This is a genomic window from Gordonia lacunae, assembly GCF_002149015.1.
GTDB lineage: Bacteria > Actinomycetota > Actinomycetes > Mycobacteriales > Mycobacteriaceae > Gordonia > Gordonia lacunae.
The window spans coordinates 17,629-42,469 of sequence record NZ_NGFO01000017.1 but is presented as its reverse complement, the minus strand read 5'-3'; the positions used below and the strand labels follow the sequence as shown (position 1 = coordinate 42,469).

General features: G+C 63.9%; 18 protein-coding genes. 17 read left to right on the top strand and 1 reads right to left on the bottom strand.

Features of this window, described 5'->3' with window-relative positions; genetic code table 11:
- The 5 genes from CA982_RS15355 (at position 1) to CA982_RS15335 (ending at position 8,311) form a co-directional block, all read left to right on the top strand.
- The gene (locus CA982_RS15355; protein ID WP_208617962.1) at positions 1-903 is read left to right on the top strand and encodes an alpha/beta fold hydrolase; all 903 of its coding nucleotides are present in this window, start codon (positions 1-3) and stop codon (positions 901-903) included.
- Positions 904-1,373: 470 nt separating this feature from the next.
- Positions 1,374-2,927 carry a hypothetical protein gene (locus CA982_RS15350; RefSeq protein WP_086536151.1) on the top strand — a complete coding sequence of 518 codons (1,554 nt, stop codon included), beginning with the start codon at positions 1,374-1,376 and terminating at the stop codon, positions 2,925-2,927.
- Positions 2,924-4,375 (top strand): glycosyltransferase family 2 protein, encoded by a 1,452-nt coding sequence (locus CA982_RS15345; protein WP_086536217.1) that lies wholly within the window; start codon positions 2,924-2,926, stop codon positions 4,373-4,375. Before CA982_RS15350 ends, CA982_RS15345 begins: the two co-directional genes overlap by 4 nt.
- Complete coding sequence (locus CA982_RS15340) at positions 4,362-6,326, top strand: hypothetical protein (RefSeq protein WP_086536150.1); 1,965 nt, start codon at positions 4,362-4,364, stop codon at positions 6,324-6,326. The genes CA982_RS15345 and CA982_RS15340 overlap by 14 nt, the downstream gene beginning before the upstream one ends.
- A complete protein-coding gene (locus tag CA982_RS15335) occupies positions 6,323-8,311 on the top strand; it encodes a glycosyltransferase family 39 protein (RefSeq protein WP_086536149.1) in 1,989 nt (662 codons plus the stop codon). Before CA982_RS15340 ends, CA982_RS15335 begins: the two co-directional genes overlap by 4 nt.
- Before the next feature lie 9 nt (positions 8,312-8,320).
- Here CA982_RS15335 and CA982_RS15330 read toward each other — a convergent pair whose 3' ends face one another.
- Positions 8,321-8,590, bottom strand: a complete 270-nt coding sequence (locus CA982_RS15330) for a hypothetical protein (protein ID WP_086536148.1) — start codon at positions 8,588-8,590, stop codon at positions 8,321-8,323.
- Positions 8,591-9,388: 798 nt separating this feature from the next.
- Here CA982_RS15330 and CA982_RS15325 point away from each other — a divergent pair.
- The 12 genes from CA982_RS15325 to CA982_RS15270 all read left to right on the top strand — a co-directional run bounded on the left by CA982_RS15325 (position 9,389) and on the right by CA982_RS15270 (position 24,696).
- Positions 9,389-10,804, top strand: a complete 1,416-nt coding sequence (locus CA982_RS15325; RefSeq protein WP_086536147.1) for a sugar transferase — start codon at positions 9,389-9,391, stop codon at positions 10,802-10,804.
- A complete protein-coding gene (locus CA982_RS15320) occupies positions 10,804-12,105 on the top strand; it encodes a UDP-glucose dehydrogenase family protein (protein WP_058253608.1) in 1,302 nt (433 codons plus the stop codon). Before CA982_RS15325 ends, CA982_RS15320 begins: the two co-directional genes overlap by 1 nt.
- A gap of 96 nt (positions 12,106-12,201) precedes the next feature.
- Complete coding sequence (locus CA982_RS15315) at positions 12,202-13,203, top strand: nitroreductase family protein (RefSeq protein WP_158097814.1); 1,002 nt, start codon at positions 12,202-12,204, stop codon at positions 13,201-13,203.
- Between the two features lie 26 nt (positions 13,204-13,229).
- Positions 13,230-13,778, top strand: a complete 549-nt coding sequence (locus CA982_RS15310; RefSeq protein ID WP_244176299.1) for an acyltransferase — start codon at positions 13,230-13,232, stop codon at positions 13,776-13,778.
- Between the two features lie 527 nt (positions 13,779-14,305).
- Positions 14,306-14,764 carry a glycosyltransferase gene (locus CA982_RS26905; RefSeq protein ID WP_244176298.1) on the top strand — a complete coding sequence of 153 codons (459 nt, stop codon included), beginning with the start codon at positions 14,306-14,308 and terminating at the stop codon, positions 14,762-14,764.
- The gene (locus CA982_RS15300) at positions 14,761-15,765 is read left to right on the top strand and encodes a glycosyltransferase (RefSeq protein ID WP_086536143.1); all 1,005 of its coding nucleotides are present in this window, start codon (positions 14,761-14,763) and stop codon (positions 15,763-15,765) included. Before CA982_RS26905 ends, CA982_RS15300 begins: the two co-directional genes overlap by 4 nt.
- Before the next feature lie 53 nt (positions 15,766-15,818).
- Positions 15,819-17,141: an O-antigen ligase family protein gene (locus CA982_RS15295; protein WP_086536142.1), complete on the top strand. Its 1,323-nt coding sequence runs from the start codon at positions 15,819-15,821 to the stop codon at positions 17,139-17,141.
- Positions 17,138-18,403 (top strand): MATE family efflux transporter, encoded by a 1,266-nt coding sequence (locus tag CA982_RS26565; RefSeq protein WP_158097812.1) that lies wholly within the window; start codon positions 17,138-17,140, stop codon positions 18,401-18,403. Before CA982_RS15295 ends, CA982_RS26565 begins: the two co-directional genes overlap by 4 nt.
- Positions 18,397-19,740 carry a polysaccharide pyruvyl transferase family protein gene (locus tag CA982_RS15285; RefSeq protein WP_158097811.1) on the top strand — a complete coding sequence of 448 codons (1,344 nt, stop codon included), beginning with the start codon at positions 18,397-18,399 and terminating at the stop codon, positions 19,738-19,740. The genes CA982_RS26565 and CA982_RS15285 overlap by 7 nt, the downstream gene beginning before the upstream one ends.
- A gap of 122 nt (positions 19,741-19,862) precedes the next feature.
- Positions 19,863-21,365: a tyrosine-protein kinase domain-containing protein gene (locus CA982_RS15280; RefSeq protein WP_244176297.1), complete on the top strand. Its 1,503-nt coding sequence runs from the start codon at positions 19,863-19,865 to the stop codon at positions 21,363-21,365.
- A 55-nt stretch (positions 21,366-21,420) separates the two neighbouring features.
- Positions 21,421-23,520, top strand: coding sequence for an acyltransferase family protein (locus tag CA982_RS15275; RefSeq protein ID WP_144066037.1), 2,100 nt, complete (start codon positions 21,421-21,423; stop codon positions 23,518-23,520).
- 111 nt (positions 23,521-23,631) lie between these two features.
- On the top strand, positions 23,632-24,696 hold the full coding sequence (locus CA982_RS15270) for a cellulase family glycosylhydrolase (protein ID WP_341865036.1): 1,065 nt from the start codon (positions 23,632-23,634) through the stop codon (positions 24,694-24,696).
- Positions 24,697-24,841 lie beyond the last annotated feature (145 nt).

The following is a 24,841-nucleotide window of genomic DNA, read 5'->3' as shown; positions in this document are numbered from 1 at the left end:
GTGATCCCCGAGTTCGTTCACGGCACCGCGCGCGCCATCCGACACGTGTTCACCCCGTATCCGGCTCGGGACATCCCGGAGGGACGGATGGTCGAACTGCCCGGACGCGGGCGGGCGTTCGTCACCGACTCGGGCCCGCGCGACGCCCCGGTCGTCTTCCTCCTGCACTCGGTGCTGACAACCGGGTTGCTCTGCTGGTACCCGACGATCCCGGCGGTCAACGACCGCTACCGCGTGATCACCCTGGACGCGCGCTGGCACGGGCGCGGTATCGAATCCGAGACGTTCGACCTGCGTGACTGCGCCGACGATGTCGTCGCCCTCGCCGATGTCCTGGGTATCGACCGGTTCACGGTTGCCGGGTTCTCGATGGGCGGGGGCATCGCTCAGCTGGTGTGGCGGCGCCATCCGGAGCGGGTGGCCGGCCTCGTGCTGTGTTCGACGGGGCCGTTCTTCAGCACCCACGATCCTCGACACCGCGCGTCGTCGGAACGCATGGGACGCATTCTTCGTCCGGTGTACCGGGTTCTGCCGCGGGTGTCCGACAAGAGTCTCGACAAGGCGGCCCACACCACCATCTGGGCGCTCCGGCAGTTCTTCTCGACGCCGCTCGCGCACCTCGGTGACTTCGGAAACGGGCTGGGGGAGTTCGACTCCCGTGACTGGCTGCACGAGGTCGACGTCCCGACCGCCGTGGTCGTCTCCGTACGCGACCGCGTGGTCGAACCCGAGCGTCAGCAGTTGCTGGTCGACGGGATCCCCGGCGCGCGGCGATTCGAGGTCGACGGCGGACACGCGTGCTGCGTTCTCGGGGCACGCTTCTTCATCCCCCCGTTCGTCGACGCGGTCGACGCGGTCACCACGGCGCCGGCTGTTGCACCCGTCTCCGTGCAGGTCCACTGACAACGTATGGTTGTGAGTAGATCCGCGTGACCGGGAGTGGTCTTCGGATCGTCAACGGCCGGCTTACGATCGACAATGGCATCCTGTAATCGCAGGTGATACCCGGTTTTCCGGTCGGCGACTCGTACGACTGACCCACTTCGTCCGTCGTGACGATAGCCACAATTCTGTGCCGAGGGTTCGGCTGTGGCCGAGTTCGAACGGTTGGCCCGGGTGTTGTTCGATTCCGCTGAATATTACTGCGCCATAGGTTGATTGACGATTTGTCGCCTGTCATCGAGTTGACGTTGTGGGTCTCAGGTGCGCAGCGGGGGCGCGCCACACCGTCAGTCACCCGCTTTATCAAGAATCTCTTTAGCGTTAGTCTCTGGGTAGTTCGCGATTCGGACGTCAGGGGAGGCCCCGCGGGGTTGGCGTCGAGTCGCTCACGGCATCCGAGCTGGGAGCTCGGGCCGGCCTGGGGAGGGCTCATGACTGTTCTGGATTCCGTCGTGCCTGCGGCACCGCTGACTGCGGATGTCGACGCGGGCCGAGCCCCGTCGAACCCGAATCCCGTGCGGCGCCCCCGCCGACGGTTGTGGGCCGCGCTCTCCAGACCGCGCGAGGTGTCGATCCTCGTCCGCTACATGTCGATCGTCGGGGCCGCGATGCTGGCGTTCGCGCCGGCGATCCTCGCCAACATGACAGCGCTCGCCGACGGGTCCCCGACGGCCTATCTGCTGTTCATCCCGGTGTGGGGGCTGATGATCGCCCTCGGCCTCGACGCCACCCCTCGGGGTCGCGAGATCGTCGACGGCGAGTTCGACCGCATCCTCGTCGTGGTGGTCGGCGGGGGACTCGGTCTGACCGCCGCGCTGGTCATTCCGCGAATCCCGGCGGTCGCCGCGTTCTGGCACGCGGATCTGTTGCCGCTGCTCATCTGGGTCTTCGCCGCGTCGATCGTGATCTTCGGGATCCGGCGCGTCGTCCGCGACTACCTCGTCTGGCTGTTCCTGCTGGTCTGCTTCCCGCCGAACTTCCTGCTCCTGGGCCAGGCGTTCGGCGGGTCGACAACGGCATTCGCATCGCTGACCGTCGGGCTCGGGCTGGTCGTGACCTACATGTCGCTGCGCCGTCGCCCGCGAGTGGCGCTCGCGACCACGGGAGTGGCGGCGCTGGTCGGTGTCGTGCTGATGTGGGCCCTGGTCGAGACCCCGGCGCTGGCCTTCACCGTGCCCGCGGCCGCGGTGACCGCACTGGCGATCATCGTGCGTGTCCGCAGCGGGGGTGTCGGGACGAGTCCCGCGGCCCTGCCCAAGCAGTCGATCGCCACACTGGCGTCGGGATGGCTGGTGGCGCTGGTGATCCTGGGTCTGACCCCACATGCGCCGAACCCGCCCGAACCCGTTGCCTCACCGCCGATCGGCGAGGACTGGCTGGGTCAGATGCGGACGCTGGGAATCGGCATCACCGAACCCCAGGTGTTCGACTGGGGTCCGCGGGTCATGGGTTCCGGCGGTGATGTGCGGCGCTACCGGATCACCACGGGAATGACCGGTCCGGCGAACAGACCGCTGTCCACCGCATATCTCGACGTGTATTCGACCACCGATCTCGGACGTTTCGCCAGCTACCGTCGTGGGCTCTGGTATGAGACGGTGCCGCCGGCGACGATCGATGCGACGCCCGCGGCGGCGGATGGCCGGCACACCCGAATCGGCAGTATCGCCAACACTCTCGAGTCGGTGCGCACCTCGGACGAGGCGCTGTGGACCGGCCGGTTCTGGGGCTGGCGCGTGCCCACCGCGGCGGGCGAGCGTTACTTCGCCTTCTACCTCATGGCCGCCCGCGACCAGCCGGGATCGTCGGAGGTGTCCGAACCGAGGCCACCCAGCTACACCACCACCGTCGTCGAACCCGCCGGCTGGCTCATCCGGGGCGGCGCCGACGCCGGGGAACAGGTCACCGACGACTCGGCACTGGACGTCGCACTGACCGATCTCGCGTGGTCGATGGTCTCGGCCGTCGAACAACCGTCGCGATGAATGGCGCCGACGCACCACGGATCACCGACGGGCCGCACGTCTCCGCCCTCTCCGCACGACACCCGCTGAGCCGCCACCAGCAGATCGGCGGCCTGCTGGTGGCGCTCCTGATGGCCACCGCCTTCGTCGTCGCCTGGCGCACGTCCCTCGCGGTGCTGCTGAGCGTGTGCGCGGTCTACTTCCTGGTGTCGAGCATCGACAAGTTCGTCCTCGTCACCCGCGGTATGTCGGGACGCGGCGTGATCACCGTCTCCGATGAGCGGGCACGCGCGATCGACGACGCCGACCTGCCGGTGTACACCGTGCTGCTGCCGGTGTACGGCGAGCCGGAGATCGTGACCAACCTGGTCGCCGGGGTGGGCCGGATCGACTATCCCGCAGACAAACTCGACATCCTGCTGGTCCTGGAAGAAGACGATCAGGAGACCATCGACGCCATCAGCAGGGCCGACCTCGACGGGATCACGCCGGTGCTGGTGCCGCCGAGCGAGCCGAGAACCAAACCCAAGGCATGCAATCACGCCATGGCGCTGCCCACCGAGCGGAGCGAACTGGTCACGATCTACGACGCCGAGGACATCCCGGACCCGCTCCAGTTACGCAAGGCGGCCGCAGTGTTCGCGGCGAGCGGGCCCGAGGTCGGATCGGTGCAGGCGCGGCTCGGCTACTACAACGAGCGCGAGAATCTGCTCACCCGTTGGTTCGCCATCGAATACGACCAGTGGTTCTCGTACATGCTGCCCGCGCTGAGTGCGTCGAACTGTGTCATCCCGCTAGGCGGTACGTCGAATCACATCCGCACCGAGGTGCTGCGCCAGGTCGGCGGATGGGACGCCTACAACGTCACCGAAGACGCCGACCTCGGAATACGGTTGGCCCGCTTCGGATACCGGACCGTGGTGGTGGACTCCCTGACCGGCGAAGAGGCGAACGCCGATGTCGTCAACTGGGTTCGGCAGCGATCCCGGTGGTACAAGGGCTACCTGCAGACCTTCCTCGTCCACATGCGCAATCCGTTGTCGATGGTCCGGGAACTCGGACTCGTTCCGGCGCTGCGTATCTCGAACCTCACAGCCGGGATGCCGATCGCCAACACGCTGAACCTGCTCTTCTGGACCCTGCTGCTGGTGTGGTTCGCGGGCAAACCCGACTTCATGAACAGTGTGTTCCCCGGTCCCGTCTACTACCTCTGCCTGTTGATGTTCACCGTCGGCAACCTGGCCACCATCATGCTGGGTGTCGTCTCCGCGCGCACCCGCGACAAGCCCTACCTGCTGGGGGCGGCTCTTCTCGTCCCCGGGTACTGGTTCCTGCAGTCCATGGCGGCCATCAAGAGCATGGCCCAACTCATCTACAAGCCCTCCTATTGGGAGAAGACCGTGCACGGGCTCTCGCCCATGCCCGGGGTATCGCGACCGCCGAGAGGTTCTGACAATGTCCAGCACTAACCGTGTCCGCCTGCGCCGCCTCTGGTGCGCGACGGTGGCGGCACTGATCGTCGGCGTGGTCTCGATGACCCCCGCCGCCGCCGCCCCAGGTGATGGGCCCACGACGCTCGACTGGCGGCAACTGGGGATGGGCAACTCGGTGAYCTTCGACAGCGCCGACGTCCCGGTCGGGGTGAGCATCCCCGTGCCCGAGGGCATGTCGCCGACGCGGCTGTCCGGCGTGGTGGCGTCGGCGACGAACGTGTCCGACGCCTTCATCCAGGTCGCCCGGTCCGACGGCACGATCGTCGGCACCGTCGTCGTACCGCGATTCGGCCCGCGGCAGCTGAGCACGCCGTTCTCCGTTCCGCTCGCCGCGGTACCCGTGGGCGACAACGGCCGGGCCGATCTGCGTCTGACGCTGCGAAACGGCAACGGCGACTCCGTGTGTGGACCCATTCCGGATGTTTCTCTGACCGGACTGACCGTCGGGTACGACGGTGTCGCGTCGTCGCCCCGCACGATCCAGGACTTCTTCGGCACCGTGGTCGGCGGTGTCACCATCGTGACGCCGGAGAACCCGAGTGCCGCGGTCGCGCAAGCGACCCTGGGGGCCGTCGCCGCGATCACGAATCATTATCGTCCGCAGCGGGTGTCGATCGACGTCGTCGAGTCGTCCGTGGCGGGTGTGCCGACGCCGCGCGGTCCGCTGGAGCGCACGGTCCTGATCCGGGAAGAGGACGGTCCGGGCGGTGTCCGTCTCGACCGTGCCGGACAGCCCTCGGCCGCCCTGGTGATCGGCGGCGACGCCGACTCACTGCCCGACCAGGTGGCGCTGTTCCGCGACGGGCTGACCGACCTCGCCCAGACGAGGTCGGCCGCAGTCGAATCGGTGTCGGGCCGGCAGGTCCAGGGCTCCGATTCGGTGACCTTCGGCCAGTTCTCGGATCGGTTGTCCACGGACGTGCTCGGAAGCACCACGCTGGTACCCGGTTTCGACCCGACCATGCTGTCGCTGGGACGGCCGGGGCTCGTCAACGTGCACCTGCTCGCGCGCTACACGCCGGTTCGAGACGACGAGCGGGCCAACGTGATGGCGGTCAGCGGCGGCGAGATCCTGCACACGAGTGCGCTGAACGGCTCCGGCGCCCTCGATACGCAGTTCACCATCCCCGCAGCGCAGGTCGCCGCCAACGAGCCACTCGAGTTCCGGATCTCGTACGAGCCGGGACCGGGTGCGTGCTCGCCGCGGAGCGTGCCGCTGAGCTTCCAGATCGACCCGTCGTCGACGGCCTCGTCGAGCACGACACCGGTTCGGATGGGTGGGTTCTCGTCGGTTCCGCTGGGCTGGCAACCGACCGTTCAGGTCGCGCTCGACGACACGAACCCCGCCCAGCTCGACGCCGCTGCCGAGCTGATCGCGTCGGTGCAGCGGAGTTCGGTGACCCCGTTGGCGCCGGTTCTCGTCCCGCTCGAGCAGGCGATCGCCAGCAACACCGGCGCGCTCGTGGTCGCGTCGGCCGCAAACGCGCGTCCGCTGAATCCGCCGATCGACTCCGAGGATTCGTCCACCCTCGTCGACCTGCCGGCGCAGGTCCGGCTCGCGATCCCCGAGGGGCTGGGGACCATCCAGGCGTTCGCGCAGAACTCACGAACCGTCGTACTCGTGAGCACATCGGGCTCGTGGGATCTCGTCGATCCGCTGTTCACCTACCTCGATGAGCAGCAGGGCGATCTGGCGAATCTTCGAGGGGACGTGGTGGTGGCCGGGCGAGCGGGTCAGCCCGAGCTGATGACGATCCGGGCCGACGGCCCGCGGGCACAGGTCGACCAGGTCGGCACCAGCTGGCTGATGTGGCTGGGGATCAGCATCGCGGTGGTGGCGGTCGCGGTCCTCGTCGCGGTCGGGATCACCGTCTATCGCAGGCGTTCCGACCATCCGTCCGACGACGCCGGCTCCGACACCCCGTGACAGTCGAGGTACGTGCGCGTGCCGCGGAGACGACGACCGGTCCGGGGGTTGCCGCCCCGGGCCGTCGTCGGCTCACCCGGGTTCAGTGGTGGGGGATCTCCCTGTTCGCCGGACTGGCGTTCGCGTACCTCGCGGTCGGCGTCTATCTGTATCTGATCGTCGGTTACATCAACCCGGATGCGAGCAGTCGGGTCGGCAACGCCGGGTTCACCATCTGGAGCCGCGACCCCCATCTGGGCGCGATCGGTTTCGTGTGGAATCCGCTGCCCAGTCTGGTCGAGATACCGCTGGTCGAGTTGTCGGCGCACTGGCCGCTGAATCTCTGGCCGGAGCTGCGACGCGTCGGGTTCGCGGGCGCGGTGATGAGCGCGTTGTTCATGGCCGGCGCGGGTTGGCAGGTTCGGCGCATCGCCCTCGACTATGGCGCCGGGCGGGTGCTGCGGTGGGTCGCGGTTGCGGCGTTCGCGCTGAACCCGATGATCGTCCTGTACGCGGGGATGGGGATGAGTGAGGCGCCGTTCCTCTTCTTCTTGCTGTGGACGTGTCGTCGGATCCTGCTGTGGGTGAATCGCCACCGCGTCGTCGATCTCGTCGTCGCCGGAGTCGCTCTGGGGTTGGCCTACCTGACCCGGTATGAGGCGTTGCCGGCCGCTGCCGGAGTCGCGCTCGGTGTGTTCGTGATGTCCACGCGGCGACACCGCCCGCCGGGTTCGCAGGGGCGCGCGGCGTGGCGGGCCGGCGCACCGTTCGGTCTGCACGACGCGACGATCGTGGTGCTGCCGGCCGTGTTCGCGTTCGTGCTGTGGGCGGGCCTGGGATGGCTACTCGACGGGAACGCGTTCTCCCAGTTCTCCTCCCAGTACGGCAATGCCGCCCAGGTCGAGGCGGCGGGGATCATCTCCGCCGAGGACGTCGGCGCCGGCCCGTTGGCCGAGGTCATCGCCGGCAATCTGCTGGGTATGCAACCGCTGCTGTTCGCGGTGCTGCCGATCGTCGGGTGGGTCGCCGTGCGCCGGCGCCGCGTCGACGCCGCGGTGGTGGGAGTCGTCTTCGGTTCGGTCCTGCTGTTCCAGATGTCGGCCGTCATCTTGGGTTCGACCTTCGGCTGGTTTCGCTTCTACATGGCGGCCACACCTCTCGTCGTCGTGGCCATCCTCGTCGCGCGTGGTCCCGCGTGGCGTCCTCTTCCCGGCGCCGGTTGGTCACGGCTCCCTGAGGTGCGAGGAGCGCGGGCGTCGGGTTGGTCTCCGCTCCCTGAGGTGCGAGGAGCGCGGGCGTCGGGTTGGTCTCCGCTCCCTGAGGTGCGAGGAGCGCGGGCGTCGGGTTGGTCTCCGCTCCCTGAGGTGCGAGGAGCGCGGGCGTCGGGTTGGTCTCCGCTCCCTGAGGTGCGAGGAGCGCAAGCGACGAGCCACGAAGGGTCTCCCCGCTCCTCGAGCAGCGGCCGGAGCTTGCGGAGGTCGCGCGTCGAAAGGGCAACCCTCACCACGCTCATGGCACTGGTCCTCGCAACCTCGCTGCCGGTGACCGCGTCCTCGATGCTCACCCCGTCGCTGGGGAAAGAGGAGTACGGTCTGCGATCGGCGTTCTGGCCGGACCGCCATCCGCCGTCGGAGTTCTGGTTCTACTGGTTCGGCGATGTGTCGCGGAACGTGGCGGGCTGGTTCGACGACCAGGCGCTCCCGCCCGGATCGGTGCTCGTCGACACTTTCGGGATCTCCCGGATCTGGCTGTTCTCCGACCGACCGGAGCAGTTCGTGGTCCGCAGCGATTACGACTTCTTCGCCAAGCTCAATCAGCCGCAGCGCCAGGGTGTCCAGTACATCCTGACGCCGCGACCCACCGGCCTCGGTCGGCTCGACGCGATCAACGTCCGATATCCGACGCTGTGGGACGACGGTGCCGGGATCGCCACCCTGGAGATGACGGTCACCAGCCCCAGCGGGACACCGCAGTTCCGGATCTATCGGATCAAGGGGTCGGGCTGAGACGATCGGTCACCGTCGTCGTCCGCGCTGTCTCGACCGATACACCGTCACCGCAGCGATCACGACGGCGAGCACCGACAGGATGTCGGACTCCGTGATCCCGTGTTCGATGCTGAAGGACACGAGCACACGCCCCTCGATCGGCTGATTCCACAGCGCCCAGGCGACACCGGTGGCTGCGAGGACCGCGGCGGCGGCACAGCTCGGCCGGGCCAGACACCACGCACCGGCAACGAAGAGCAGATTCATCAGTACGAGGGCGTGGAACGGGTCTGGCATCAGGACAGTATGGGCATGTCGACGGAACCGTTGCGAGATCAAAACCCGGTATGTGGCCGCCGTCTCATCGGGCGCTCCCCCATACAACAAGCGCCTCAAACGGCGTGACGCCCGCGATGATGACAACCCGTTACCTCCGGATGATCGTTCTGAACCAACCGTAGACGCAGCTACTTCGAACAGTGCGTACGATCATTAGCCTGCAAAAGTATCCGCTGGTTTAAACGGGTCCGATTTTGCTCCCGGATCGAATTCATGGGTGTAAATCTGTGTCCACTTTTGCGGCGGACTATCAGCGATCGCATATCTCCGGTTTGAGATGGCGGTTGCGCGCGTCCGGGTGTGTGGACCTGCCCTGTGAGCCGTAATACGTTGCTGGACAGCAATATCGGATCACATTGGGAACTGTTTCGACGGGTAGACTCCAGCTCGGATGTTGCAACCGCGTTGCAGCCTGCGTGGGTCGTCAAGGTCGTTTCGCGCTGGGGTGCAAGATTCTGTTAACTTTCCGATCACATTAAATATCGCTCGGATCTGTGCAGTTATCACTCTCAGGTTGTGAGTGTGATCGGACTGAAATACTCTCGCATCGATGGTGCGACTCGCCATTATGGAGATGGCGGAAGCTCGCAGGCCGAAGATCTCGTCGTTGAGCTCTGGAAATCGAGCAGTTAGTTCTTTTGAGATTTGAGGAGGTAGGCGGTGGCCAATAGTCAGGCCTACGACACCCTGAGGCGTCCGGAGGGTGGTGGCGTTCGGCGACTCCGGTCCGCGGGGCGCGCACGCGAACGCTCCTGGATGCAGGGATACCTGACGCGATTGGCCTGGACCGATGCTGCCATCGTAGTCGCGTCGATTGCTCTCGCTCAGTTCGTTCGGTTCGGTGCAGGGAGCGCCCTCGAGCCGGTGGCTGCGACGAAGACCCCGATAATCATCGTGTCCGTTGCATTGGGTATCTGCTGGTTGCTGGCCCTTCGGGCCTTCCACACTCTCGATCGCAGAATCGCCGGGTCTGGATCGCAGGAGTACAGCCGGGTCGTTTCTGCGTGCCTATCTGTTTTCGGCGTCCTTGCGATGATCGACCTCCTCTTCCGTCTGAACATCGCGCGTGGGTTTCTCGCACTGGCCCTGCCGATCGGAACGATCGGACTTGTGCTGGCTCGGTGGGGCTGGCGTCAGAGGCTCGGAAATCAGCGACTGAAGAAGAAGAACCTGGAGAACGTGCTGATCGTCGGCAATCTCGGTTCTGCGGTGCCATTGATGGAGAGGCTGATCAAAGAGCCGACTCTGGGATACGGGGTCGTCGGAATCTGCCTGCCCACCCATTCCGGATCACGGGAGACCGTCGCTGTGGGCGATGCCCGTGTGCCCGTGTTCGGGACTTTCGACGACGTCTCCACCTCGGTCGTCAGGTCTGGTGCCACAACGGTGGCGGTGACCTCGGCGGAGGCGCTCGGGCACGCCGCGATGCAGGCGCTTTCTTGGGACCTCGAGGGACTCGATGTAGACATGGTCGTCTCGCCTGGCGTCACCGACGTGGCCGGACCCCGCGTTATGGTTCGCCCAGTCGCCGGCCTGCCTCTGCTACACATTGACAAGCCGAGGTATGACGGCGCGAACCGCTTCCGGAAGGCGGCGGTCGACCGGCTGGGCTCGGCTGCGATCCTTGCGGTCCTCGCTCCGGTCTTCGTGGCCGTGGCGGTGGCGATCAAGCTGGACTCCAAGGGGCCGGTCTTCTACCGCGCTACACGTGTCGGGATAAACAACACGCCCTTCCTGATGTGGAAGTTCCGTTCGATGGTGCAGGACGCTGACTCTCAGAAGTCCCACCTCAAAGCGCAAAACGAAGGAGCCGGGGTTCTGTTCAAGATGCGGAACGATCCACGGGTCACCCGTGTCGGGACCTTCATTCGTCGGTACAGCATTGACGAGCTGCCCCAACTCCTCAACGTGCTCGGCGGGACGATGAGCCTCGTCGGCCCTCGGCCGCCGCTGCCTGACGAGGTCGAGAAGTATGACGGGCGGGTAGCCCGCAGAATGCTGGTCAAGCCTGGGATGACCGGTCTGTGGCAGGTGTCCGGACGATCGGACCTGTCTTGGGAAGAGTCTGTGCGACTTGACCTTTCCTATGTGGAGAACTGGTCGATCATGCAAGACGCCCTGATCTTGTGGAAGACGGTCAAGGCAGTCGTAGCGAAAGATGGTGCGTACTGATGCGAATGGTTGTACTGGGACTCGGATACCTCGGCGCGACGCATGCAGCATGTATGGCCGAGCTCGGACACGAGGTGCTCGGAATCGAGGTTGTGCCCGAGAAACGCGCTCAGCTCGCCGCCGGTGAGGTGCCGTTCTACGAGCCCGGCCTGCCCGAGCTCCTGAAACGTCACATCGACTCCGGGGTTCTCACGGTCTCGGAGTCTTACGCGGAAGCGGCCGATTTCGCGGATGTCTTCTTCATCGCGGTGGGAACTCCACAGAAGAAGGGGGAGTACAGCGCCGACCTGCAATATGTCGAGTCCGCGATAGAAGAACTGGTCCCGCTTCTGACCCGCGACGCGTTGATCCTCGGGAAGTCGACCGTTCCGGTCGGCACTGCGGAGAAGTTGTCCCTGCGTGCCGACGAACTCGCCAAGGACGTGAGTGTAGAGATCGCCTGGAATCCGGAGTTCTTACGTGAAGGGTTCGCGGTGGAAGACACTCTCCACCCCGACCGTGTCGTGTTGGGAACCTTCCCCGGTGATCGTGCTGAAGCGGTGTGCCGAGAGATCTATGCTCCCATGCTCGAGGACGGCACCCCGTTCATCGTCACCGACCCTCCAACTGCCGAACTCGTGAAGACCTCTGCCAACGCATTTTTGGCGACCAAGATCTCATTCATCAACGCAATTGCCGAGGTCTGTGACGCAGCTGGCGCTGATGTCAAGGCGATCGCCGATGCAATAGGTTACGACGCCCGGATCGGGCGCAAGTTCCTCAACGCTGGGCTGGGCTTCGGCGGCGGCTGTCTCCCCAAGGACATTCGGGCCTTCATGGCGCGGGCAGGTGAACTCGGTGCCGCTGAGGCTCTGAGCTTCCTTCGGGAAGTCGATAACGTCAACATGCGGCGACGAACACGAATGGTTGAACTAACTCGTGAGGTGTGTGGAGGGTCGCTTCTGGGTAAGCGTATTGCGATCCTCGGGGCCGCGTTCAAACCGAAATCGGACGACGTGCGTGATAGCCCGGCATTGAATGTTGCCGGTCAGATCCAACTACAGGGTGCGTCCGTCGCGGTGTACGACCCCAAAGCGATGGACAATTCGCGGAAGCTCTTTCCCACCCTCGACTATGCTCTGTCGGCTGCGGACGCATGTGAGAAGGCTGACGTAGTGCTGGTGCTGACCGAGTGGCAAGAGTTTGTCACGCTGAGTCCCGGCGACCTCGAGCCGTATGTGCGGCAGCGGAAGATCATCGACGGACGCAACTGTCTCAACGCCGAGAACTGGAGCGGGGCGGGTTGGCTTTACCGCGCGTAGTGGGGGGATCCACAACAACCGACCGAGACCGGCGGCAGACCCGTTGACGGGATGCGCCGCAGTGTCTTGCGCGGCCGAGAGGCCGAGAGGATTCCATTGAATTCGACGAAGAACAGACTGAAAAGCCGAATAGCAGAGCTTCCCGGCGCACGCTCAACGCGTGACGAGTTCGAGATGCTGCGTGGATATGTCGCAGACTGGCGGCGCTACCGCCGGTTCTCCGGTCGCGCCGCGCTCGATGAGCACTCCACGTGCGCGAGGGTCGTCATGGATTCGCACCGAATCGAGAAGGGCCTCGCGCTCAGCCAACCCCGGCCGTGGTTCGGACGTGAGGTGCTCGAGCGGCTCGCTGCATCGGTTGAAGAACTGCCTGACAACCGCGACAGCCATGTAGTCCACGCGAAGAGCATGGCGCTGGGTGCAGTGGACGACTACTTCGACTATTTCGACGCTGAGCTCGGGCCTGCGCCTGAGTGGGCCGATGACGTCCGAAAGCGCTTCGCCCTTTTCCTGGGCCTGGATGCACGGGAGGGTGGCATCAAGCAACTCTCGCTTCCGGGCGGGCAACTCGCCGCGGGCTTCGACGAGTTCGTTGCATCGCGTGAGAGCGTCCGGAGCTACACCGACGACATGGTGCCTCTGGCCGAGATCGAAGCGGCGGCACTGCTCGCGTCTACGTCGCCCTCGGTGTGCAACCGCCAGGGATCCATGTGCCGGATCGTACCCAGAGGCGTTGAAGCTGACCGGATTCTCAAGCACCAGAATGGAAACAAGGGGTTCGGTAACGAGGCTAGTCACGTCTTGCTTGTGACGCACGACCTCCGGACGATGCTGAGTCCCGGGGAACGCAACCAGGCATACGTCGATGGCGGCCTGTACGCCATGACGCTGTTGTACGCACTACACGCACGTGGCATAGGCGCGTGCTGCTTGAACTGGAGCGCGACGAAGTCTCAGGACCGTGGCCTTCGGCGCGAGATCGATCTCCCCGAGCACGAATTGGTCATCATGATGATCGCTGTCGGGCACCCGGCGGAGGATGCACGTGTGACGGTGTCTCCGTTGCGTTCTGAGCGCCACAGGGTGGGGATCCGATGACGAGCGGACGAAGTCTTGGTGCGTACATGAGCAGCTGGTTGATCAACGGACCGGGCGCCTCCCACTTGGTGCCTGCGATCGTGCGAAGAGCGCTTCTTCGCTGGGCGGGCGCGCGGATCGGAAAGGCACGGATCCTCCCGGCAGGTATCTTCCGCGGTGAACTGCGCAACCTGGAGATCGGAAACGGGGTCTTCATCAACACCGGCGTATCGATCTTCCCCACCGGCGGCATCTCCGTCGGGGACGGTGTTCATTTCGGCCCGAACTGCACGGTGATGACCGGGACACACGCTGTCGGGACATCACACAAGAGGGCCGCCACTCCCACTCGATTCGAGCCCGTGGTCGTTGGGGCCGGCGCATGGCTGGGTGCCTCGGTAACGGTTTGTCCAGGGGTGACGATCGGGGAAGGGTGTGTCGTCGCTCCCGGAGCGGTGGTGGTTGACGATCTGCAGCCCAACGGTTTCTACGCGGGCGTCCCTGCTCGCCTCAAGAACTTCCTTCCCACCGACCTGCAAGACGGCGAGCTGCCGCTCGAGTCGGGGGATTCAATCGCACTCGGAGGCGCTCGATGACCCAACAGCAGGAGTCGCCGAGAAGTTCTGAGAGATCCGCTGTCGGGCGTCTTCTCTTGATCGCGTCGACCGGAGGCCACCTCGCCCAGTTGGACAGACTGGCGGAGAGTCTGGGAGCGTCGGACAGTTCGCTGTGGATCACTTTTGACACGACGCAGAGTCGCGCACTCCTGCGTGGCCGCAACGTCCTCTATGTGCCGTACATCGAGCCGAGAGATGCTCGAACAGCGTGGACCGTCTACCGTCAGCTCGCACGCGAACTCCCGCGGCACGGGCCGTTCGACCAGGCAATCAGTACAGGAGCGGCGCTTGCGCTACCCGGCCTCTTAGCTGCTCGTCGGCATGGGATTCGCGGACTGTACATCGAAAGCGTGTCCCGCACAGATGGTCCTTCGCTCACTGGTCGTATGCTGGCGGCCACACATCTGGTTGACCTGGAGACTCAACACCCAGCCTGGTCAACCGCGAGGTGGCGGCATCGCAGGACCGTGCTCGACTCGTACGAGTGCGTGCAGGACGGATCAGCTGTGCAAGCGGACACCCGCACTTCGCCGAAACTGTTTGTGACTCTGGGAACGATTCGGCCGTACAGGCTGGATCCGCTCATCGACTCCCTGCTCAGTAGTGGACTCGATCTATCTCGTACCGTGTGGCAGCTCGGCTCCAGTTTTCGGGAGGACCTCCCCGGCGAGGTACACAGAGCGCTGGGCAGCGAAGAAATGGACGAGAACATTCTCGCCGCAGACGTTGTCATCACTCACGCCGGGGTGGGCAGCATCATGCGGATCCTCGAACTCGGTAAGTACCCTGTCGTCGTCCCCCGCCGGCGCTCACGGGGGGAGCATGTCGACGACCACCAAATCCAGATCGCGAGTCTCGTCGGTCGTCTGGGTCTCGCCGAGGTCGTCGAAGCTCCGGATCTCGGAATCGAGGACATCCGGCGAGCGGTCGGAAAGAGGATTGTTTCGCAGGGGGTCAGCTCATGATCGTCAGTTGGGTGAGAACACATGGCCGTAGTAGGGCGATCGCCGAAGAGCTGAGCATCAAGGCGATCTTCCTGTCCGAAGCGACCGCGCGAAGGTCTTTCCCGACGAAGTACCTATTCGCTGCGATCGAGACTGTGCGCGAAATCCGACGGGAGCGGCCTAGTTCGGTGATTCTGATGCTTCCGCCGTTTCCGTTGCTCGTGCTCGTCCGAGTTTGCTTCCCGCGTCTCCCGGTCATCGCCGACCTTCACACCGGTGCCTTTCTCAACCCCAAATGGCGGCCGTTCTTGAAGCCGACCTTCGCGCTTCTGCGGGAGGGATCGTGCATCGTCACCAACTCCGCACTGCAGCAGCAGTGCAACCGGGCGGGTGTCGAAGCAATCGTTCTCCACGATCCGCTGCCCGAACGCATGCCTGAGCCTGGTGGTCGACCGTTCGCGCACAAACCCGCTGTCGTCCTGTGTCCACTGGGGTACGCAAACGACGAGCCCATCGACGAACTACTGTTCGCAGCAGGGCATCTCGTCGCCGACGAGATCGAGTTCCGATTCACCGGCAAGGCGCCGTTATCGATACGTCAAGCTGCGCCGACCAACGTGCTGTTCACTGGATACCTCACGGATGAGGACTACGAGGCAGAGCTCGCGAACTGCGACGTGGTGATTGCGCTGACGACGCGAGAACACACGATGCAGAGAGCGGGATATGAGGCGATGACCGCGGCCAAGCCACAGGTCACCTCCGACTTCGAAGTATTGCGTGACTTCCATGCTGACGCCGCGATCTATGTTGACCCCTCTGATCCACAAGCGATCTCGGAGGCCGTCACCCGTGCGTTGAGGGATGCCGACGCACTCGCCGGATTTGCACGGACGCGGTTCGAGGAGGTGCGAGCAGACCAGTCGGTTGCGATCGACGAATTGCGTCGGGTCGTGAAGTCCGCTGAAGCCCGGGCTCCCTTCGGCGGGCGCCGCACGCCCTCACTGCGAGGTAAGCGATGAGTGCGCCACCCTCACACACAAGCGGAGACACCGGAACAGTCGATCCTTCTCGGTTGAAAGACAATCAGCTTCAGGCGGCGGCCGAAGCGGGCGTCGTGTCGCCCTGGACTCATTGCATCGCAGTCCTGGTCGCACTGATGCCGCTGCTGTCCGGAACCGAGCGAGGGCTCGTCGTGCCCGGACTGAAGCTGTCCGAGATCGTCGCACTGCTCCTCATTCTTGGGTTCGTCGTAGCGGGTGCGAAGGTGAACTCAGCAGGTCCGCTCGCAATCGGGATCTCGGGATACATCCTTGCGTTGTTCGTGGCAACCGCCTACCACCAATTCCTCGATCCCACATTGGGGAATCTGAGTTTCGCATCCGTGTGCTTTGGACCGTTGGCGCTTCTGGCCATCTATTTCGGCGCCTTGTATGGCAGGGCATTGCCGGGCCTGCCGCGACTGGCGATACGCTACGTTCTCATCGGTTGTGCGCTGATGGGTCTGCTGGGGCTATTGCAGGCATTGCGTGTCGCGCCGGTGTTGTCGATGACGGCTGCACTCACGGGTAGCGAACGGATTCTGCAACCGCTCGACTGGAAGATCAGTCGCAGTATCGGACTCTTCAATTCATGGCACGCCTTCGCCAGCATCATGGCCCTCGCCCTTGTTCTGCTTGTCGTGGGTTGGGCGCGCGGCCAGAGCGTCTTCGACCACACGTTCACCCAGTTGTTCTGTGCCGTAGGAATTGTCGCCGGGCTGGGTTCTGCGTTGACGTTCGACATGGTCCTGGTGGCTGCCGCAGCCAGTCTCATCGCGGTGGGTATACGCCGCTCGACTCGAGTCGCGGCGTGGGCGCTTCTGGTGGCGGTCGCCGTCACCGCGTTCACGCCACTCGGTGACCTTTTCTCACGGCGGCTCGAAGAGCAGCAATCCGCGGCGTATCAGGACTCGATCCTCCCGCAGACGATAGCCTTTCGAATCGAAGTCTGGAGAGAAGACTACCTACCCCTCTTCCTGGACAACGTCCTACTCGGCCACGGACCTATACGAAGCACTGACCGCGTGTTCGCGTACGTCGAATCGCAGTACATCTCCGTTCTGGTCGCCGGCGGTCTGCTCGCCTTCGTCGGGTTTGTCGCGATGTACGCGAGCCTGATGTACCAGCTGCGATTCAGTCGGTCTCGACGTGCCGGCGCGCCAGACTCACAGTTCGACGCATCACGGCGTGCCGCTTTCGTATTCGCCGCAGTGATGGTGGTGGCGATGCTCATCCACCCGTACATGCGGGACGCCGGATCGTCACAGTTGCTGGTCGTCGTGGCAGCGCTGATCGGTTCAGGCCCGCTTGTCACGCTGCGCGGACCGAGCCAGGCTTCGGGACGGTACCCCGGATGACCTCAACGCGCGTTGCGACAGCGCTGGCGAACCAGCGCCGAGCGGGCCGTCTTACGTTCGCTATCGCCGTGCAGGTCTGTTCGAATGCGTCGAACTTCTTGCTGACCATGGCTGTCGCTCGTGCGATGACGACCGACGCGGTCGGCGTGTATGCGGTCATCATGTCGATTGCGGGGATTCTCGTCGGACTCGTACGCGCGTATACCGGTGAGCCGGTGTCGTTTGGCGAGCGCACAGTCGCGGACATGGACCCGAGCGCGAGGGCCCGTGGAGCAGTGGCCAGCTCTCTGGTCCTCGGCGCGATCGCAGCGCTCGTGGTGTTGCCGTTCCTACTGTTCCTCCTGCCTGACTATCGGACCGCGGTGCTGGTGTTCGTCGTCTTCGCTCCGCTTGCCGCCGCCCAGGACTGTCTGCGTTTTGTGCTCGTCGCAGAGCGTCGCTTGACCCGGGCATTCGCTGCGGAGGGGGCGTGGCTGCTGACTCAGTCCGCGCTCTTGGTGGTACTCATCCAAGTCGATTCGCTGTGGTCGATGATCTGCGCATGGGGATTGGGCGCGGTGGCCGCATTCATCGTCGGTCTTCGAGGCTATGGCTTCCGGCTACCGTTCGACCATGTGCGGTCCTGGGTCCGCCGGTTGCGCCGCCCCGGAAGCTTCTACATGCTCGACTACATCGTGGCGGGTGGCCTCACCCAGATCTCGATCTTGATCGTAGGTTCTGTCTCCGGGCTTGACGCTGCGGGCGAGGTTCGGGTTGCGCTATTGCTCCTCACTCCCGCCTCGGTTCTGTTCGTCGGATTGATCTTTGCGCTAGGGCCTCTGTGTGCGAGAGCTGCTGCCCGTGAAGACATCAAGCGGCTGAAGATCGTCCCGTTCGCGTTGGCGGGAGTCGTGTTCGGTGTCGTCGCCGCCTATCTGCTCATCGTGATGGCGGTACCGAGTTCATGGCTGGCAGCAATCGGTGGTTCGTCGACCGATGCCGCACTGTCCATTCTTCCTCTGGCCGCGTTGGCCCTTGCGCTCAATTCTGCGAGCGTTGGACCAGGTTTGTCGCTTCGCGCCATCGGGCAAGTTTCCAAGTCTTCCATCGTCAAACTCGTGGCGGCGCCATTCACACTATTGGCGGTCGCAGTGGGTTCATTCCTGGGCGGAGCCGGCGGATCGCAGGTAGGTCTTGCGATCGGGACCGGTGTCAGGACGTGTGCGTCATCCGTCGTTGCAACCCGCCTGATTCGGGCAGAGGAGCGTCGTCTGAAATGTTGAGGTCTGTTCTTGAGTCACTACTGTCGAGTCTGAAGTCCGGCGCCCGCGCCATATTGGAACAGCCGCTGGCCTTCCTGGCGATCCACGGTCTGAATCGCGTCGTTTTTGCGGCGGGCAGAGTGAAGCGACAGTCGGGGATCGGCCACCGAGGTGATCGGCGCCAGGGAGGCAGGGTTCTCATCGTGGCGCCGCCGGGGGGCGGCAACATCGGTGACCAAGCCTTGGTCGAATCGGCTGTGTGGAACGCGTCCGGGCCGGTGACATTGGTGGTCAGATCGGTCAACGACTTCCAGATTCCCGACTGGTTGAATCCGCTTGACGTCGATGTCGTTCCGCTCCCCGAGCTCATCTACGGTTTGGGCGCGGGTCACATGCGCGATGTCTTCGAGCTGGGGACTCACGCGCACGGCATGTCCAGGGTGATGCTGGTTGGAGCGGACATCATGGACGGCAATTACAACCTCGTCGCCTCGCTCAATCGGTGGTCGGTCACTGGGTTGTTCGGCCGCGCGTCAGTGCCAGCAGCTGTGCTGGGCTTCAGTTGGAGCGACCGCGCCCGTCCCTCGTGCGTGACGGCAGCGCGGACCGTCAACAAGCATGCGGATCTGTGGTTGCGCGACCCGGTGTCACTGTCGAGGATGGTGTCTGCCGGTGTTGCGGACGGTGCAGGCCTCTGCGCTGACATAGTGTTCGCCCATCCGGCACCAGACCTCGCCGCGTCGTATCGGACCCTTCCCGCTGAAATTCGAGACTTTGTCACCGCAGAAGTTGAGTTCGTAGTGCTGAACATGAGCGGTCTCGTCGGGAGTGATGCCGACCTGATCGGGCACTACGTTCGAGTTGTGGAACGGCTCAGGTCAGCCGGAATTTCGATTATTCTGCTCCCACACGTCGTGCGCGCGACAAAGAGTGACAATGTCTATCTCCGTGATCTCGCCGCGCGGTTTGACGATCCCGGCATTATTCTCGTTAATGACTTGCTCACGCCGTCGCAGGTGTACGAGGTGTGTCGTGGAGGTTTGATGGTTTTGACTGGACGTATGCACCTGGCCGTCTTGGCGTCACTGTCGGGGACGCCGTCATCGACCCTCTCGACCCAGGGCAAGGTTGCCGGCCTCTACGAGCATTTGCGCAGCCCAGACGGCGCGATCGAAGTCGACTCTGACGTCAGCAGAATATTCTTCGAACGTCTCGAGAAGGTTGTTGACCAGACCGGAGGTGTCAGCCCAGAACTGCGCCGCCACCTCAAGGAGTTGGCTTTGAAGGCGTTTATTCTGCCACCGTTTCGTTCGGACACCTCAGAGCCCGTACATTCTGTGCATGAGCGCGCTTCATAGTTCGCTGAGGGAGTGACACGCAGCATCGCCGGAGCCGACGAGCGATTCTGCGTCATCGATGGTCCATATCGATTGCATGTGCAGACGAACTATGAACAAAGTCGAATAGTTGGAGGAAGACCTTGACGAGTAGCAATATCGCCCCGGACGGCGCGCCGACGGCGCGCTCGTTCTCGATGGACCATCTGCGGTTTCTTGTCAGGCGAAACTGGTGGATTGTTGCGCTGTCCGGAGCGGTGATCGGCTGCCTCGGGTTGGGTTATTGCTTGTTGCAGACCCCGTTGTATGTGTCATCAGCGAAGCTCTACGTGACATCTGGAACCGAGGCAGACGCGCAGAGTGCGTATCAGGGCTCGCTGGCATCGCAACAGCGCGTCGCTTCGTATGCGGAACTTGTCGACTCGGACGTGATAATTCGAGAGGCTCTCGACGACTCCGGCCTCCAGATGAGCGTCGACGATGCTCGCGAATCGCTCTCTGCGACCAGCAATCCGGACACCGTGCTGCTCAGTATCTCGGCGGAGAACAGTGATCCCGCGTTGGCGACCCAACTCGCCAACGGTGTCGCCGAGGCGATGACCTCGTACGTGACGACGCTCGAGCAGCCGAATGAAGCAAGTCAGCCGCTCGCGAAGTTGACAGTCGTGTCGCCGGCAGTTCAGCCGGACGAGCCCTTCTCGCCGCGCACGGCACGCAACACGGTGCTGGCAGTCCTGGTGGGACTGGTGCTGGGCCTTCTCATCGCGGTGTTGCGGGAGCGGTTCGACACCCGGCTCCGCAACGGCGACGAAGTGCAACGGAGTGTGTCGTCCGCGGTTCTCGCCGAGGTCCCCTCGGAGAACAATCTGGACGGGAACCCGGTGATCGACTTCTCGGTTGGTTCGTCCCGGGCGGCTGAGGGCTACCGGCGTCTGCGGACCAACCTGGCTTTCGTGCGGGTGGACGAACCGCCGAGGTGCATCCTGGTCACCAGTCCCGGGCCGGGCGAGGGTAAGACGACCACGTCGATGAATCTCGCGGCGGCACTGGCGGAGGACGGCAACCGCGTGGTGCTGGTCGACGCGGACTTGCGACGCCCTTCTATCGCTCGCCGTCTGGGTCTCACCGGAGCCGTGGGCCTGACCAGCTTCCTTCGGGGAGACGGCGTGATCTCCGACTTCGTCCAGGCAGGTCCGGTACATGGATTGGACGTCCTGGTCGCCGGCGCTCTGCCGCCCAACCCTGCGGAGCTACTCGGATCTCAGAGGGCAAAGGACGGTATCGAGGCCCTGCAGTCGAGCTACGACTTCGTCATCGTGGACACACCGCCGGTACTCCCGGTTGCCGACGCAGCGATCCTGTCGCAGTACACAGACGGAGCATTGGTGGTTGTTCGTGCCGGACGAACGCGATCTCAGGACCTGACAACCGCCTTTTCTTCGCTCCGTACCGCACAGGCGTCGATCTTGGGCATAGTTCTCAACGACGTCTCGGCTCATGACTCCAGGTATGTCTACTACTCCTATGAGCAGCAGGTTGTCGGGAGGGAGCGAGCAACGGGAAAGCACGTGGCTCCTGCCCGTGATCAGGCGAGTGTCGAAGGCGACGTTCCTCGCGTGGGCACTGCTACCGGATCCACGACCTAGGCGTCACCGAAGTTGTCGGGTGGGGTTCGAGGGTAACGCCGGGGAGTGAGTCACTGTGACAGTTGAATCACCTGTGCAGGAGCGATCGGCAGCATCGCACGCCCATCGCTCGCATGTCCGCCTGGACCTCCAGGGCATGCGTGCGGTCGCGGTTCTGGCGGTCGTGGCTGACCACTTGTTCGGTTGGCCGCGAGGTGGATTCGTCGGCGTCGACGTGTTCTTCGTGTTGTCGGGCTTCTTCATCACAGGCGTTCTGATAAGGGAGCGCTCGCGAACCGGCAAGCTGTCGTTCCGCAAGTTCTATGTGCATCGTGCTCGTCGGATCATCCCGTCCGCGATGCTGGTCATCGCCGCAACGGTGATCGCCAGCTATGTCTTACTGACCGAGACGAGAGCGAAGGGCGCGTTCATCGACGGGCTCTGGGCGACCATCTTCCTGTCGAATTGGCGGTTCGAAAGGACCGGGACGGACTACTTCGCGCAAGGGCAGCCCCCGTCACCGCTGCAGCACTACTGGTCACTGTCGATCGAGGAGCAGTTCTACTTCGTCTGGCCCGTTCTGTTGGTCGCGCTCTTCGCGGCCACAAGGACGTTCTCGAGGCGAGGACGGCGTTACCCCCCGAAAAGACAGGCGTGGATCGCAACGACGATGGGCGCGATCTGCCTGGCATCGTTCGGATGGGCTTGTTGGCAATCGTTCGCGTCGCCCACCGCCGCGTACTTTTCGACCTTCACGCGAATCTGGGAACTCGGGGTGGGTGCACTGCTCGCGATCTGTACCCCTGTGCTTGCTCGTATCCCTTCGAAGATCAGGCCGTACCTTTCTTACGTTGGTCTGGCCGGGGTATTTGCCTCGCTCTTCCTGATCAGTGCGGACAGCTCTTTTCCCGGGCCGAGCGCAGCGCTACCCGTGCTGTCGACTGCGCTGGTGATCGTTGCATTCATCGGGGTCAAGGAACGCGCTGTTCCACATCTGACCAATCGGGCGTCGGTGTACGTGGGCGAAGTGAGCTACACGTTGTACTTGTGGCACTGGCCGGTGATCGTGTTGCTCGCGGCAGTGATACCCGAGGGAGGTCCGTACTATCTGACCGCGCTCGTCACAACAGCGGTTCTCACCGTCGTGACGTTCCACCTCTACGAGAATCCGATTCGTCGGTCGTCGTGGCTCGAGTCCGATTCGCGCAGCCGCGGCAGATGGCCGTGGCGCGCGACAACCGGATGGGTGACCGCCGGTGCATTCCTGGGAGTCGCCGCCCTGATGGGTGCCCTGGTCGTCGAATCAGCTGATCAGCGAAGTGCCCAATCGCAGGCCAATCAGGAGCTTGTGGTCGCCGATGTTGCCCCGCGGGAGGACGATGCACCTTCATGTCTAGGTGCCGCGGCCCTGGAAGTTCCCGGATGCCCGCTACGGGATCCGTCCAAACCACTCCTGCCGGGAATCGACTCGTTCGCGGACGATACTCAGGGCGCTTACCGCTGTTATCGGGAACAAGGCCGTGAGCTGCGCAACTGTGTCTACGGCTACGACGGTCCAGATGCGAGACGAATCGCGGTGGTCGGCGATTCCCATGCCGCCATGCTTCTCCCGGCGCTATCGCCGTATCTGCGTGAAAACCGATGGAGCATGACCACGTTCGTTGGCAACGGATGCCAGTGGGTCATCCGATCGGGTGGTGACTGCGACAAGACAGTTCTGCCGCAAATGCAGGATAAGTTGCTCAGCGAGCGGTACGACCTCGTGATCACCTCGGCGAGCAGGGAGTTCGGAGACGTCGATCAGTATCTCGCCGCTTGGAGGCCGGTGGCATCACGAGGCACGAAGGTTCTCGTCGTTGCCGACAACCCTGCTGTGCCAGAGGAGACCCTGAACTGTCTCACGCGCGTTTCTCTGGGCGGCAGCGACAACACGGCGAACTGCTCGACACCTCGTGAGGTCGCGCTGGCGACCCCTGATCCACTCATAGGTGCCGCGCGGCAGCTTCCCGGTGCAAGACTGCTCGATATGACCGCATCGTTCTGTGATCAGGCTGCCTGTCCCGCGGTCATCGGCGACGTCATCGTCTATCGCGACACCAACGGACATGTATCTGCCACCTACGCTAAAACTCTGTCACCGCAGCTCGTTTCATCGATAAAGAAGGCGCTTGCCTGACCGATGGGGCAGACGCGAGACAGGAGCGCGCGCTCGCCGAGCTGACGGTCGAGGTCGAGGCGGAGCCGTTAAAGTCGAAAACTTCAGCACACGCGTGCCGATGCAGAGACAATGAGTGGGACTCGGCTTGGAGGGCTCATGCGTCGCTTCATATTCACACTCGTCGTTGTCGTGGTCGTAGCCGCGACGACAGTGATCTCTAGATCTCCAGTGCACGCAGCAGTTCGTGTCGTCGTCGGCGTGGCCTCGATCTCGACCCAATACGCTGGCGCCGATTTCGCCGGAGAGGCCGAACAGATCAGGGCGACCGGAGCGACGGCAATCCGGATCCCGGCGAAATGGAATCTGCTTCAACCCTCCAGCCCGAGTTCGTTCACCTGGACGCGACTGGATTCCGCGGTCAGTGCAGCCAGGTCGAAGGGGCTGTCGATTCTGATGAATCTCGAGGGGCCCGCGCCGGTTTGGGCACAAAAGTCCGGTGCGAATCCACTTGCCAACGGGAACGCGCCCGCTGACCCGGCCACTTTCGGTGAGTTCGCGAGACAGGTTGCGGTGCGGTACTCATCGCGAGTTGCCGCCTGGGAAGTGTGGAACGAGCCGAATCTGGCGCACTACCTCATCCCGCCGACGGCGGGTGAGTATGTGCCGCTGCTCAAGTCGGCGTTCGGAGGGATCCGAGCGGGAGGCGGCAATCAGCCGGTGATCACCGGCGGTTTGTCGAGCCTCCGAACCGAGACCCGGGACGTCACCTTCATCTCGGACATGTACACACTCGGCGCGAAGCCGTACTTCAATGGGATCGGCGTCCATCCCTATACGCTGCCTTACCCGATCACCGCGGACCCCCGGGCAGGGGACGGCGGTGGCGCCGCGGTTCTGCCCGAGGGGCGCGCAATCATGGTGGCGAACGGTGACTCCACCAAGTCCATGTGGGTGACGGAATTCGGGCAACCGACCGGGAATACGCCCGCTTCGACAACCGAAGCCGTTCAGTCCAGCATCATCACCGACGCGGTGAATCGCGCCAACGGACTGTCATGGATCGCGGCCATCTTCCTGTTCACCTCCCGCGACCTGTCCACCAACAAGGCGGATGACAACTCGAACTTCGGTCTGTACCGTTTCGACGGCTCACCCAAGCCGGTCGTCGGTGGGCTGCGTGGCGTCCTGGGCTGAGAGCTTCGGACGCTGCCGACAATCGAGGACGTGTCTAGTGCGAACGGCCTACCGCTGCCTGTTGTGGACGATCTTGCGACACGCCACTGCTGGCGTCATATTTCATGCGAAGGGCTCGGGGTGTTAACCCTGCTCGTAGGCGTAT

What these genes read in the sequence shown, in the direction of transcription:
- CA982_RS15325 (WP_086536147.1), top strand. Translation starts at nt 9,389, where the DNA reads ATGCAGGGATACCTGACGCGATTGGCCTGGACCGATGCTGCCATCGTA.
- CA982_RS15330 (WP_086536148.1), bottom strand. Translation starts at nt 8,590, where the DNA reads ATGCCAGACCCGTTCCACGCCCTCGTACTGATGAATCTGCTCTTCGTT.
- CA982_RS15285 (WP_158097811.1), top strand. Translation starts at nt 18,397, where the DNA reads ATGTTGAGGTCTGTTCTTGAGTCACTACTGTCGAGTCTGAAGTCCGGC.
- CA982_RS15320 (WP_058253608.1), top strand. Translation starts at nt 10,804, where the DNA reads ATGCGAATGGTTGTACTGGGACTCGGATACCTCGGCGCGACGCATGCA.
- CA982_RS15300 (WP_086536143.1), top strand. Translation starts at nt 14,761, where the DNA reads ATGATCGTCAGTTGGGTGAGAACACATGGCCGTAGTAGGGCGATCGCC.
- CA982_RS15350 (WP_086536151.1), top strand. Translation starts at nt 1,374, where the DNA reads ATGACTGTTCTGGATTCCGTCGTGCCTGCGGCACCGCTGACTGCGGAT.
- CA982_RS26565 (WP_158097812.1), top strand. Translation starts at nt 17,138, where the DNA reads ATGACCTCAACGCGCGTTGCGACAGCGCTGGCGAACCAGCGCCGAGCG.
- CA982_RS15270 (WP_341865036.1), top strand. Translation starts at nt 23,632, where the DNA reads ATGAGTGGGACTCGGCTTGGAGGGCTCATGCGTCGCTTCATATTCACA.
- CA982_RS15345 (WP_086536217.1), top strand. Translation starts at nt 2,924, where the DNA reads ATGAATGGCGCCGACGCACCACGGATCACCGACGGGCCGCACGTCTCC.
- CA982_RS15310 (WP_244176299.1), top strand. Translation starts at nt 13,230, where the DNA reads ATGAGCAGCTGGTTGATCAACGGACCGGGCGCCTCCCACTTGGTGCCT.